The 12,970-nt window shown below is 67.1% G+C and carries 12 protein-coding genes; 2 read left to right on the top strand and 10 right to left on the bottom strand.

The window, feature by feature from the left end; all coding sequences use genetic code 11:
* Positions 1 to 24 precede the first annotated feature (24 nt).
* A complete protein-coding gene (locus FGL98_RS06920) occupies positions 25 to 1,509 on the bottom strand; it encodes an MFS transporter (RefSeq protein ID WP_146316009.1) in 1,485 nt (494 codons plus the stop codon).
* Entirely contained in the window at positions 1,506 to 1,934 is a 429-nt protein-coding gene (locus FGL98_RS06915) for a MarR family winged helix-turn-helix transcriptional regulator (RefSeq protein ID WP_222432042.1), read from the bottom strand. Before FGL98_RS06915 ends, FGL98_RS06920 begins: the two co-directional genes overlap by 4 nt.
* 129 nt (positions 1,935 to 2,063) lie before the next feature.
* Here FGL98_RS06915 and FGL98_RS06910 point away from each other — a divergent pair, with 129 nt between their 5' ends.
* Positions 2,064 to 3,236 (top strand): nucleotide sugar dehydrogenase, encoded by a 1,173-nt coding sequence (locus FGL98_RS06910; protein WP_146316008.1) that lies wholly within the window; start codon positions 2,064 to 2,066, stop codon positions 3,234 to 3,236.
* 7 nt (positions 3,237 to 3,243) lie between these two features.
* On the opposite strand, the gene coaE is transcribed toward FGL98_RS06910, so the two are convergent.
* Together coaE and rpsA are read right to left on the bottom strand one after the other, a co-directional pair.
* Entirely contained in the window at positions 3,244 to 4,419 is a 1,176-nt protein-coding gene (gene coaE / locus FGL98_RS06905) for a dephospho-CoA kinase (RefSeq protein ID WP_146316007.1), read from the bottom strand.
* Between the two features lie 142 nt (positions 4,420 to 4,561).
* Positions 4,562 to 6,067: a 30S ribosomal protein S1 gene (rpsA, locus tag FGL98_RS06900; RefSeq protein WP_146316006.1), complete on the bottom strand. Its 1,506-nt coding sequence runs from the start codon at positions 6,065 to 6,067 to the stop codon at positions 4,562 to 4,564.
* A gap of 111 nt (positions 6,068 to 6,178) precedes the next feature.
* Here rpsA and FGL98_RS06895 point away from each other — a divergent pair, with 111 nt between their 5' ends.
* Positions 6,179 to 6,985, top strand: a complete 807-nt coding sequence (locus FGL98_RS06895) for a class I SAM-dependent methyltransferase (protein ID WP_146316005.1) — start codon at positions 6,179 to 6,181, stop codon at positions 6,983 to 6,985.
* Between the two features lies 1 nt (position 6,986).
* Here FGL98_RS06895 and FGL98_RS25300 read toward each other — a convergent pair whose 3' ends face one another.
* The 6 genes from FGL98_RS25300 to FGL98_RS06870 all read right to left on the bottom strand — a co-directional run bounded on the left by FGL98_RS25300 (position 6,987) and on the right by FGL98_RS06870 (position 12,737).
* The gene (locus tag FGL98_RS25300) at positions 6,987 to 7,127 is read right to left on the bottom strand and encodes a hypothetical protein (protein ID WP_186526024.1); all 141 of its coding nucleotides are present in this window, start codon (positions 7,125 to 7,127) and stop codon (positions 6,987 to 6,989) included.
* 339 nt (positions 7,128 to 7,466) lie between these two features.
* A complete protein-coding gene (locus tag FGL98_RS06890; protein ID WP_146316004.1) occupies positions 7,467 to 8,459 on the bottom strand; it encodes a UDP-glucuronic acid decarboxylase family protein in 993 nt (330 codons plus the stop codon).
* Positions 8,460 to 8,462: 3 nt separating this feature from the next.
* The gene (pgfA, locus tag FGL98_RS06885) at positions 8,463 to 9,443 is read right to left on the bottom strand and encodes a cell envelope lipid trafficking protein PgfA (protein ID WP_146316003.1); all 981 of its coding nucleotides are present in this window, start codon (positions 9,441 to 9,443) and stop codon (positions 8,463 to 8,465) included.
* 61 nt (positions 9,444 to 9,504) lie between these two features.
* Positions 9,505 to 10,824, bottom strand: coding sequence for a guanine deaminase (gene guaD, locus FGL98_RS06880; RefSeq protein ID WP_146316002.1), 1,320 nt, complete (start codon positions 10,822 to 10,824; stop codon positions 9,505 to 9,507).
* Positions 10,821 to 11,657 (bottom strand): xanthine dehydrogenase accessory protein XdhC, encoded by an 837-nt coding sequence (gene xdhC / locus FGL98_RS06875; RefSeq protein WP_146316001.1) that lies wholly within the window; start codon positions 11,655 to 11,657, stop codon positions 10,821 to 10,823. The genes guaD and xdhC overlap by 4 nt, the downstream gene beginning before the upstream one ends.
* A gap of 261 nt (positions 11,658 to 11,918) precedes the next feature.
* Entirely contained in the window at positions 11,919 to 12,737 is an 819-nt protein-coding gene (locus FGL98_RS06870; protein ID WP_146316000.1) for a bifunctional allantoicase/(S)-ureidoglycine aminohydrolase, read from the bottom strand.
* Positions 12,738 to 12,970 lie beyond the last annotated feature (233 nt).

Below are 12,970 nucleotides of genomic sequence, written 5' to 3'. Positions count from 1 at the left end.
GGTCCGCGGCGCCTCGCGGCGACCTCACGACCCCCCCGAACGGGCAGGAATCGCAGGGGCGGGTTCGTCGACGAGATAATGACGCACACTCTCCTCGGACCTCGCGGCCCAACGGCCGGTCGTGACCAGTGCCATGATCAGCAGTCCCACGCCGGACAGACCCATCACCACCCATCCCACGTGACTCGCCTGAGCAAGCCCGCTCGTCGCCGGACCCTGCATCCGCGCAAACACCATCGCACCGAAGATCGCCACACCGAGCGAGGATCCGACCTGACGACTCGTTGAGGCAATCGCCGACGCTGTACCCGCCTGCGACCTGGGCATACCCGAGACTGCGGTGTTGGTGATCGGCGCGTTCAGCATGCCGAAACCCAGTCCAAACAGGAAGTAGGCCAGCCCCAGCACCCACAGTGACGTCGTGTTGCTCAGCTGCGTCAGGATTACTGCGGAGCCGATGATGCCCGCCCCGGCAACGAGCATGGGCACCCGCGGGCCTCTTGCCCCGACGATCCGGCCCGAGATCGGCGCACATACGGCTGTCATCACCGCCATGGGAAGCGTGAGCAGACCCGCGCGGAATGGTGAGAAGCCCCTCGAGTCCTGCAGATAGAGCGTATTGAGGAAGAGAAAGCCACCCATCGCCGAAAACCCCAGCACCGCGCTGACGACCGACCCCGAGAACGGCACACTGCGGAAGAACCGGACCTCGAGCAGCGGTTCACGACAACGCGGTTCGTACCAACCCAGAGCCGCGAGCGAGAGTACCGCAGCGACGAAACACGCGACGATCACCGGGGAACCCCAACCAGATGCACGACCCTCGATGATGCCGTAGGTGAGGGTTGCCAGCAAGACGATGACCAGCAGCTGACCGATCGGGTCGAACCGCCGCGCGTGCGCAGCCTTCGACTCGGGAATGAACCGTGCCGCAAGCAGGGCCGCCAGCAGCACGATCGGCACATTGAGCCAGAAGATCGACCGCCACCCGACGGCGTCGACAAGCGCACCGCCCACCACGGGGCCCATGGCCATGCTCAGACCTATGGTGCCGCCCCAGACACCGATGGCCTGGGCACGCTCCCGCACATTGTGAAACGTGTTGGTAATGATGGACATCGCCACCGGGTTCAGCATCGAGCCACCGATTGCCTGCAGGCCGCGTGCCGAGATCAGCATCGCCGGACCTGTCGACAGTGAGCACAGCGCCGAACCCAGGCCGAAGAGCAGCAGGCCGACCTGGAAGGTGCGGCGTCGACCCACTCGGTCGGCAACGGATCCCGAAAGCATCAGCAGACTGGCCAGCACCAGCAGGTAGGCGTCGACGACCCACTGCAGCTGGGAGAACGACGCTCCCAGATCTTTGTTGATCGACGGGAGCGCGAGGTTCACACCGGTGACGTCGATGCCCACAACGAACAGGCTCATGCAGCAGATGCCGAGGACGAGCAGCCGGTGTCGACGGTCGAGCTCGTGTGGCGCGAGCGTTGACGAGGATGCGGCCGTCATGCCTGAGCCGTTCGCAGCACGTCCAGCAGCCCGGCGAGGTCTCGCTGCTGCGTGGCGCTGAGCGCGAACATCACCTCCGGCACACCATCCGGGATGGACTGGATCTCGGCGAGCCTGGTCGCGCCGTCGTCGGTGATCTCGACCACCCGGCAGCGCCGATCCGTCGCGTGCGGCACCTGTCGTATGTAGCCGCGCTCGACGAGATCGGCCACGATGGCCGTGGTGGCCGACGCGTCCACCCCCAGCGAATTCGCCAGATCGCGCTGGGTCCTGGACCGGTCCGCGATCCGGCGCAGCGCCCGATACCGGCTGAACGGCATACCGATCCGGTCCTCGACCGCACGCCGCCACTGCGCGCGATGGTCCATCACCACCGACAGCATGGCGAACCACAGCGCCTGCGGGGTCGCATTCGTTGTACTCATACAACTATTGTGCGCATCCAACCATTACTGCACAAATCCGCGGTCCGCCCGGCGCATCGACGACTGCTCCGTATGCTGTGGGATGCGGGGGCGCAGCGCCCATCTCCTTCTCTGAGCGTCAGGACGTCGATGAACACCAAGATCGCAGTTGCCGGCACGGGATACGTCGGCCTGTCCAACGCCATCCTGCTGGCGCAGCACAACGACGTCATCGCCCTGGACATCGACGCCGAGAAGGTCGCCGCCCTGACCGCCGGTCACAGCCCGATCGCCGACCCCGAGATCGAGGACTACCTGGCCCACCACGAGCTGCGCCTGACGTTCACGACCGACCCGCGTCAGGCCTATGCCGACGCGGACTTCGTGGTGGTCGCGACCCCCACGGACTACGACCCGGTCACCAACTACTTCGACACCTCCAGCGTCGAGCAGGTCATCGAACAGGTGCACGCCCTCAACCGGACGGCAGTGCTGGTCATCAAGTCCACCATCCCGGTCGGCTTCACCCGCGCCGTGTCGCAGCGCCTGGGCTGCGACACGATCATCTTCTCCCCCGAGTTCCTGCGCGAGGGGCGCGCACTCTACGACAACCTGCACCCCTCCCGAATCGTCGTCGGCGACACCGGCCACAACGGTCGCGCGTTCGCCGACCTGCTGGTCGAAGGCTCCGCCGAGGACGACCCGCCCGTCCTGCTCACCCACGGCACCGAGGCCGAGGCGATCAAGCTGTTCGCCAACACCTACCTGGCGATGCGCGTCGCCTATTTCAACGAGCTCGACAGCTTTGCCATCACCCACGGGCTGGACTCCCGCCAGATCATCGACGGGGTCGGCCTCGACCCGCGGATCGGCCGGCACTACAACAACCCTTCGTTCGGCTATGGCGGGTACTGCCTGCCCAAGGACACCAAGCAGCTGCTCGCCAACTACCAGGACGTGCCGCAGACTCTCATCGGCGCCATCGTCAGCGCCAACACCACCCGCAAGGACTTCATCGCCACCGATATCCTGGCGCGCCACCCCTCGGTGGTCGGCATCCACCGCCTGATCATGAAGTCCGGTTCCGACAACTTCCGCGCCAGCAGCGTCCAGGGCATCATGAAACGCATCAATGCCAAGGGTGTCGACATCGTCATCTACGAGCCCGAACTCAAGGACGACACCTTCTTCGGCTCCCAGGTCATCCGCGACCTGGACGAGTTCAAGGCGCGCGCCGACGTCATTGTCGCCAACCGGCTGGTCGACGAGATCCGCGACGTCGCCGACAAGGTCTACACCCGCGACCTCTTCGGCTCCGACTGAGTCGCGGTCACCTGCGAGCCCAGGCCTCGACGCGCGCAAAGGCGTCGTCGAACCATGGCTCCTTCGCCGCTGCATACTCCGTCGTGCTCGAGCTCTGCGCGGCCAGTCGACGCTTCTCCTGCTCGTATGCCGCGCGCTCGGCCGGGTTGTCTCGCAGCCAGTCTCGGAACAGCAGCGCGAACCGCTGGCCGGCCGATCCAGCTTCTCGCACATGGACGTGCACGACTCGCCCGGGATCGGCGCTGCCGTGGAATCGCTTGGCCCACGCTGCCGGATCCGGCATCGACGCCTTCGGTGAGTCGGACGTGATGTGCGCGACTCGCGGAAATCCCTGTGCCGCCATGGCTTCGACGAAACCGGCGTCATCGGCGTCGGCCAGCCGACGGACCCCGACCTGCAGATCGATCACGTTCTTTGCCGCGAGGCCGGGCACACTGGTCGACCCGATGTGCGCGATGTCCACGGCGCGCTCGCCCAACGCGGCTCCGATCCGCGCCGTCAGCCGAGCTGCCTGCGCCGGCCAGGTCCCGTCATACGCCTCGATCACCGGCGCCGGAAGGTGTGACCGCGCACCGGTCAACAGATTGTCGTTGAAGGGGGCGATCCGCAGGGACCAGCAGTCGTCCACGGCCGCCGTGAGGGCCGCCCGTGATCCCTCGTTCGGGATCCAGACGTCCGCGGCCGCGCGCCGCTGCGCGTCCGTGGCCTGGGCGGCGATCCGGGAGAGGGCGTCCTCCCGACTCATCCCCCGGTCACCCACCAGCCGTTCCTGGCGCACCTGCTCGCTCGCCCCGACGATCACGGTCAGGTGATAGTCCGCGGCCCGATCGAGCTCGACGAGCAGGGGTATGTCGTGCACCACCACCGCTTCGCGCGGCGCCTCGGCGAACGACTGCCTGGTGCGCGCCGCAATCAGCGGATGGATGATGCTCTCGAGATCCTTACGAGCGGCGGCGTCGGTGAAGACCAGTCGCCCGAGCGCGGCCCGGTCGAGACCGCCGTCGGCGCCGATGACCTCGACACCGAAGCGCTTGCGCACCTCCTGCAGGCCCGGCGTACCGAGGTCGACCACCTCGCGCGCCATCACGTCGGCGTCCACGACCACCGCACCGAGCTCGGCCAACCGGCGAGCCACCGTGGACTTGCCCGAACCGATTCCTCCCGAAAGACCCACGCGCAGCATGCCGGTCAGCCTAGACGACCCGCCGAGTGGAGTAGATAACGCTCGACTGGAGTACTTATAGCTACTCCACTCGGCGGGGGGAAGCGAGGAGCCCCGGACACCACTGGTGTCCGGGGCTCCTCGTACTACTGCTGGAACTGGATCAGTTGCCGGTCAGCTTCTCGCGCAGTGCGGCCAGCGCCTCGTCCGAGGCCAGCGTGCCCTCGGCCGGAGCGGGAGCCGGGCTCTTGCTGGAGCTGGAGCCGGAACCCTTGTCGGCGGAGCTGCTGGAGCTGCTGCTGTCCGAGGAGTAGGACGCCGGGGCGGTCGCCGCGGCCGCAACGGCCTCCGCGTCGTCCTTGCGAGCCTGCTCGATCTGCAGCTGGTGCGCCTCGAAGCGAGCGTGCGCGTCGGCGTACTGCTTCTCCCACACCTCGCGCTGAGCCTCGAAGCCGTCGACCCACTCGTTGGTCTCCGGGTCGAAGCCCTCGGGGTACTTGTAGTTCCCCGACTCGTCGTACTCGGCGGCCATCCCATAGAGGGTCGGGTCGAAGTCCGCGGCGCCGGCAGCGGCGTCGTTGGCCTGCTTCAGCGACAGCGAGATCCGACGACGCTCCAGGTCGATGTCGATGACCTTGACGAAGATCTCCTGACCGACCTGCACGACCTGCTCCGGCAGCTCCACGTGACGCTCGGCCAGCTCGGAGATGTGGACCAGGCCCTCGATGCCGTCCTCGACACGCACGAACGCACCGAACGGCACCAGCTTGGTGACCTTGCCCGGCACAACCTGGCCGATGGCGTGGGTGCGGGCGAAGTGCTGCCACGGGTCTTCCTGCGTCGCCTTCAGCGACAGGGAGACGCGCTCGCGGTCCATGTCGACGTCCAGGACCTCGACGGTGACCTCCTTGCCGACCTCGACGACCTCGGACGGGTGGTCAATGTGCTTCCAGGAGAGCTCGGACACGTGGACCAGACCGTCCACGCCGCCCAGGTCGACGAACGCACCGAAGTTGACGATGCTGCTGACGACACCCGTGCGCACCTGGCCCTTCTGCAGCTCCTTGAGGAATGTCGTGCGGACCTCGGACTGGGTCTGCTCGAGCCACGCGCGGCGCGAGAGCACCACGTTGTTGCGGTTCTTGTCGAGCTCGATGATCTTGGCCTCGATCTCCTTGCCGACGTACGGCTGGAGGTCACGAACCCGACGCATCTCGACCAGCGAAGCCGGCAGGAAGCCACGCAGGCCGATGTCAAGGATGAGGCCGCCCTTGACGACCTCGATGACGGTGCCGGTGACGACGCCGTCCTCTTCCTTGACCCGCTCGATGGTTCCCCAGGCGCGCTCGTACTGCGCACGCTTCTTGGAGAGGATGAGTCGACCTTCCTTGTCCTCCTTCTGGAGCACAAGAGCCTCGACCTCGTCACCGACCTTGACGACCTCGTTCGGGTCCACGTCATGCTTGATGGACAACTCACGGGAGGGAATGACACCCTCGGTCTTGTAGCCGATGTCGAGCAGGACCTCGTCCCGGTCGACCTTGACGATGACACCCTCGACGATGTCTCCGTCATTGAAGTGCTTGATCGTCGCGTCGATCGCGGCGAGCAGCTCCTCCTCCGACCCGATGTCGTTGACAGCGATCGGGGAAGCGGTAGTTGCAGTCATGTAGTAGGAAACCTTTGATGGACTTTGAGAAGATGGACAAAATGGATGCGCGCACAGTACACGCGCCGTCCCACCCTACCGACCGGCCAACGTCGGGGTCAAAGCGAGATGATGTCTGAGCCCACTGCCGGCCACGAGCCGCTCGGCGCGAAACCCACCCGGAGCGCAAACCGGGCCTGGTGGGACGCGGAGGCCGCCGACTACTACCTCGACCATGGCGAGTTCCTCGGCGACGCCGAGCTTGTCTGGGGGCCGGAGGGCTGGGCCGAGTCGCAGCTATGCCTGCTCGGGTCGCTGGACGGCGTCCGTGCCCTGGAGATCGGCGCCGGTGCAGCGCAGGGCAGCCGGTATGCCGCGCGGTGCGGGGCGCAGTGCGTGGCCAGCGACCTGTCGGCCGGCATGCTTCGACAGGGTCGGCAGATCGACCGGCGCCGCGAGGAGCACCTGCCGCTGGTGCAGTGCGACGCCACCTGCCTCCCGTTCGCGGACCAGTCGTTCGACCTGGTGTTCACCGCATACGGCGCGGTGCCGTTCGTTGCGGACTCCGCCGAGTTGATGGTGCAGGCGCACCGCGTCCTTCGGCCGGGCGGCCGCTTCGTCTTCGCCACGACGCATCCGGTGCGGTGGTCCTTCCCCGACGAGCCCGGCCGGGAGGGTCTGCGTGCGACCCGGCCCTATTTCGACCGCACCCCCTATGTCGAGCGGTCCGACGGCAAACCCACGTATGCCGAGCACCACCGCACGCTCGGTGATCGGGTGCGCGAGATCGTGGCGGCCGGGCTGCGCCTGCTCGACCTCGTCGAGCCCGAGTGGCCGGAGGACAACCAGCAGGTCTGGGGCGGCTGGAGTCCGACCCGGGGCGAGATCATCCCGGGCACGGCGATCTTCGTGTGCGAGCGTCCTGCAGCGGCTCACTAGGTCAGGTCGTCGGTCGCGCGTCGACGTCTGCGAGGAACGACAGAACCTGCTCGTTGAAGCTTTCGGGGTTGTCAAGATTCGGGTACAGGGCGAGGCGCCGTCCGGGACCACGGTCCACCCGAAACTCGCCCTTCTCGATCATGGAGTCGACACATCGGTCGATATCGCCGTGGCAAACAACTCCTCGTATGCCTGATACTGCAAAGACAAGGCATCCATCCATTTCGGAGCTGTGCGTCCCCGACATGAGTATTCCCGAGTTCCAGGTCGCCGCCGTCAACGACCGCACCCGCTCGGGGTGCTCCAAGGCCAGGTCGGGTCAGCCCGGCTGCCACTCACCTGGATTCTGGTGTAGTTCCACTCAACGCGCAGAACCCGATAGTGCTCGCCGAAGTCCGAGATATGTGGATTCCACTGCCGACTGTCGAAGCCCAGACTGTGAACAAGTCCGACGGGATAACCGCTTCCCGGCTCCCTGAGCTCAGTGGCTGTCGCGGCGACCGGTGAGGATCTGCTCGGTGTCGTGGGCGGACAACGGCGGGGCGCCGGCGTGCTCGCGGAACCAGCCGATCGTGCGCAGCAGCGCGTCCTCGATCTCGACCTGCGGTGACCAGTCGAGGACGGAGCGCGCCAAGGTGGTGTCCGGCCTACGCACCGTGGGGTCATCGACCGGGCGTTCGATGTGGACGACCGGTGACTCCGACTCGGCGAGCTTGACGATCCAGTTCGCCAGGTCGAGCATCGAGATCTCGTGCGGGTTGCCGATGTTGATCGGACCCGAGTGGCCGGACTCCGCCATCTTCAGGATGCCGGTCACCAGGTCCTCGACGTAGCAGATCGACCTGGTCTGCAGGCCGTCGCCGGCCACCGTGACCGGATCACCCGCCAGCGACTGCCGGATGAAGTTCGGGATGGCCCGACCGTCGTTCGGCCGCATCCGCGGGCCGAAGGTGTTGAAGATTCGCACGATGCCGGTGTCCACGCCGTGCGTCTGCCGGTAGGCCAAGGTGAGCGCTTCCGAGAAGCGTTTGGCCTCGTCGTAGACCCCACGCGGACCGACCGGGTTCACGTGCCCCCAGTAGTCCTCGCGCTGCGGATGGACCTGCGGGTCTCCGTAGACCTCGGAGGTCGAGGCGAGCACCAGCCGGGCGCCCTTGTCGCGGGCCAGACAGAGTGCGTGGTCGGTGCCGAGCGACCCCACGTGCAGGGTCTCGATCGGCATCCGCAGGTAGTCCAGCGGTGAGGCCGGGCTGGCGAAGTGCAGCACCAGGTCCACCGGGCCCTCGACGTCGATCTGTCGGCTCACGTCGCTCTCCACCAGGGTGAACCGGCCGGTCTCCTGCAGGTGAGCCACGTTGCGCCGGCTCCCGGTACACAGGTTGTCCAGCGCCACCACCTCGGCGCCGCGGCCGATCAGTCGTTCGCACAGGTGCGAACCCAGGAAACCGGCACCCCCGGTGACAACGGCACGCATGGCCTACGCGGTCGAGCCGTCGTAGAGCTCGTCTCCGAGCCCGCCGTCGTAGCCCTCGTCGCGCGCCTCGTGGCGACCTCGGGTGATGAAACCCGCCATGATGATGCCGAGGATCAGCAGGATGATGCCGAGAATGCCCAGGATCCAGGGCAGGATCTGCAGGATCTTCAGCTGCGACGCCTTGCTCTTGTACTCGTTGACGTTCCCCTTGACGGTGGCCGGAGTGAACGTGCTGGTCGTGCTGAGCGCCTGAACCGAGGGGTGCCCCGGGTCCTCCAGCAGCTGCTGCTGCTGCTCTTGCACCTTGATGAACGCACCGGTCTGCGGCTCCACCCAGATGATGCGGTGGACGGAGTAGGTCCGGTCGGCGTTCACGGCCGGGCTGGTCTTGCCCAGTCCGAAGAGGAAGCCCGGAACCTCCATCTTGGTGTAGGTGGTCTTGGGCACGTCACCCACGAACTTGTAGACCGTCAGGCCATCGATCTTCTCGGTGTCGGCGTACTTCATCGACATCGGCTTCTCGATGGTCGTGTCCCAGTACTGGTAGGTCGTCTTCTGCGTGCTGAACGGGAACTTGAGGGTGTAGCCCGCGTACTTGACGGGCTTGCCGTTCTCACTCTCGTCGCAGCAGTGCACGGGAAGCCCGGTGTGCGCGTTGAGCGCCACCCGCTGAGTGGTCGCCGCCATCGGCGGCCGACTGTTGTTGTGGGTGGTGCTCTGCCACACGTTGAAGACCCGCGCGTTGCCACCCTGCGTGTCACTGGCCTTCTGATCGACGACCGCGACCAGTTGGGTGGTGATCTTGCCGTGCATGATCGTGAGCGTCGGGGCATCGAAGAACGTGGCGTTCGGGTCGACCAGGGTCTGCCCGGTGTTCTGGTCCTTCGGCACCACGGTGAGTTGGTTGTAGGCATAGAACTTCAGCAGGAGCGCCATGGTGAGAAAGAACGCCCCAAAGCCGATGACAACGGCGGTTTTCCGCACGGGAACCTCCAGGCAGGCAGCAATGACCTACCGGACAGTAGCAGCATTGGTGCGACTTGTGTCACTCCGCAGATCGCGAGTTGAGATGGCGCGTCTCAAGCACCTGGTCCCCACCGACCCAGACACCGCGAACGTCACCCGAATGCGCCATCGCGAACACCTTCGCCAGCGCGTCCGAGGCGTCACCGGCGTGTCTCAGCCCGATGTCCAGAGGCGTCCCGGCCGCCGGCGCGAGCCAGACGGCATCCATCTGCTTGCCGACACTCAGGTCTCCGACCTGGTCGGACAGGTCGAGGGCGCGCGCGCCGGCCGCCGTGGCCAGGTGCAGCAGGTGCGCCGGATTCAGCGGCTGCCCGCGGTCCGCGAGCAACTGTTGGACGAAGTAGGCCTGCAGCCCCTCCTTGAACAGGCTGAGGCCCGTGCCTCCGCCGACGTCCGATCCGAGCGCGACGTGCACCCCGCGCTCGAGGTGGTCGCGCATCGGGAACATCCCGCTGCCCAGTGCGGCGTTGCTCGTCGGGCAGTGCGAGATGGTGGCTTCCCGGGTGGCCAGCAGGTCCAGCTCACGGTCGCTCGGGTGCACGTTGTGCGCGAGGACGCAGTCCCGGTCCACCAGCCCGTGCCGGTCGTAGGTGTCGAGGTAGTCCGCCGACCCCTCGAAGAGCTCGCGGACCTGCTGCACCTCCGCGGGGCTCTCGTTGATGTGCGAGGTCACCATCGCGTGGTCGATGTCCTTGGCCAGCGCCGCGCACGACTCGAGCAGGTCGTCCGTGCACGACACCGAGAATCGGGGCGTCACGGCATACCGCAGCCGGCCGACGCCATGCCAGCGGTCCGCGAGCGCCTTGCCCTCGTCGTAGGCGCGCTGGGGTGTGGTCAGCAGGTCCGGACGCAGGATCCGGTCGCTGACGACGAGGCCGGTGGTGGCCCGCAGGCCGCGCCGGTCCGCCTCCGCGCAGAAGGCGTCGACGGCCGACGCGAAGTGCGACCCGAAGACGAGTGCGGTCGTGGTGCCGGCGGCGAGCAGCCCCTGGACGAACTCCTGCGCCAAAGGCTGGGCGTAGGCGGTGTCGGCCAGCCTGGCCTCCTCCGGCAGGGCGCTCTCGCGCAGCCAGTCGAGCAGTGGACGGCCCAGCGCGCCGATGACCCGCAGCTGCGGGAAGTGCACGTGGGTGTCGATCAGCCCGGGCAGCAGCAGGCCCTCCCGCAGGTCGTGCACCCGGCTGTCCGGGTGCGCGGCGCGCAGCGTGCCGTAGGCCGCGCGGGCGACGATGACACCGTCCTGCACCAGCAGGCCGAGGTCGCTCTCGGCACGCAGCGCTCCCCCGTGGAACGGGTCGTCGGGAGTGTCGAGAACCGTGGCTCGAAAGAGTGCCTTCATGACGAGACCTCCTGGACGACCTGTTCGCGTTCGAAGACCTGCAGCAGTGCGGCGGCCACGCCGACCGCGATGGTGGCCGGCTCCTTGCCCCGCAGCTCCGGAAGCCCGATGGGGGTCGTGATTGCGCGCAACGCAACGTCGCTGTGGCCCTCCTGCTTCAACCGGCGCTGGAAGCGACTCCACTTCGCGGATGAGCCGATCAGCCCGATCGAGGCGAGGTAGCTGCACCGCAGCGCGGAGTCGCACAGTGCGAGGTCCTCGGCGTGGTCGTGGGTCATCACCAGCACGTGGGTGCCCGGCGGCACCTGCCCGAGGACCAGCTCCGGCACCGGCGCATGGTGGACGTGCACGTTCGCCTGGGCGTCGTCCAGCGCACTCAGCTGCTCGGCGGTGAGCTGATCGGCACGAGAGTCGACCAGGTGCAACTCGAGGTCGTGCCGCGCGAGGATCCTGGCCAGCTCGAGCCCGACGTGGCCCATCCCGAAGATGGCCACCGACGGCACCACGACCAGCGGCTCGAGAAGCATCTCCACGTCACCGCCGCAGCACTGGACGCCGTGCTGGACCGGGGCCTTGTCGGACAGGTTCAGCCCAAGCGTCTCCGGCGCCGCGATGCCCTCCCGCAGCATGGCTCGGGCCCGATCCACCGCGGTGGCCTCGAGATTGCCGCCGCCGACCGTCCCCCATACCTCACGGTCCGCCACGACCATCTTGGCGCCGGCCGCCCGCGGGGCATGGCCTCGCACCGTCGTGACCGTGACCAGCACACCGGGGCGCCGCTGCTCGCGAAGGCGCTGGACGGCCGCGAGCCAGCCGCCGCTTCGTGCGGTCATCGCGCACCGCCTACCAGGGCCTGTATCGGGTCCATCAGTCCGCTCCTGACCAGCCAGCGCTCGTGGCTCTTCCATCATGCTCCGGCGCCCACGCGGGGCGCCAGCACACGGTTGGGATCACGGCAGACCGCTGGTTATCCGTGCAGAACGGCGGTCGCAACTGTTGGGCACAGCCTAACCAACTTCAACAGTTTGTGGAAGCCTCTTTCAACACTTTGTTGACGGCCGCGAAATGTGCACATTTCGGGGGTGTGGTTGTTGCTAGACCAGGAACCTCGGGTGGCGGTTCATGTCCTTGTAGAGGAGGTAGCGGAACCGGCCAGGACCCCCGGCATAGCAGGCCTGCGGGCAGAACGAGCGCAACCACATGAAGTCGCCCTCCTGCACCTCGACCCAGTCCTGGTTGAGACGGTAGACCGCCTTGCCCTCCAGCACGTAGAGCCCGTGCTCCATGATGTGCGTCTCGGCAAACGGGATGACGGCGCCAGGCTCGAACGTCACGATGTTGACGTGCATGTCGTACCGCACGTCGGTCGGGTCCACGAACCGGGTCGTCACCCACTTGCCATCGGTGCCGGCCATGGCACCGGGCTCGACGTCGTGCTCATTCGTCACGAACGCCTCGGGTACCTCGATGCCCTCGACATACTCGTAGGCCTTGCGGATCCAGTGGAAGCGCAGCGGGTCGGTTCCCGCCGCACGCACCTGCCAGTCGGAGCGCGGCGGAATGAAGGCATAGCCGCCCACTTCCAGGCGGTGCTCCGTGCCCCCGATCGTCAGGCTCATCGCGCCCTCGACGACGAACAGCACCCCCTCGGCCTTGGGATCGGTCTCCGGCCGGTCGCTGCCACCGCCGGGCTGGACCTCGACGATGTACTGCGAGAACGTCTCCGCGAAGCCGGTGAGCGGCCGCGCCAGCACCCAGACCCGGGTCTGCTCCCAGAACGGCAGGTTGTTGGTGACGATGTCGCGCATCGTGCCGCGCGGCAGCACGGCATACGCCTCGGTGAACATCGCGCGGTCCGTGAGCAGCTCGGTCTGCGCGGGGTGCCCGCCGTGTGGCACGTAGTAGTGGTTCATCGGATCCTCCTGCGCTGCATCGTGACCGGTCGAGGACTGCGACGATGCGGGTGCAGCAGGTCCCGCACGACGTCGTACAGCCGAGCCCCATCCTGCCCGATCCGCGTGCCACGCCCCGCTGGTGGTCCGCTGGTGAGACATCGCCGGCCCGATCGGCTGCCGCAACCGGGTATTCGTCCTGTTGCGACTAACCTCCAGGTGGCAGGTCCACCCCTGGCCGGCGGATGCCGACC

The sequence above is a fragment of the Leekyejoonella antrihumi genome (assembly GCF_007845645.1).
GTDB classification, from domain to species: Bacteria; Actinomycetota; Actinomycetes; order Actinomycetales; family Dermatophilaceae; genus Leekyejoonella; species Leekyejoonella antrihumi.
The sequence above is the reverse complement of the archived record's forward strand: the minus strand, read 5'-3'. Positions and strand labels throughout refer to the sequence as shown.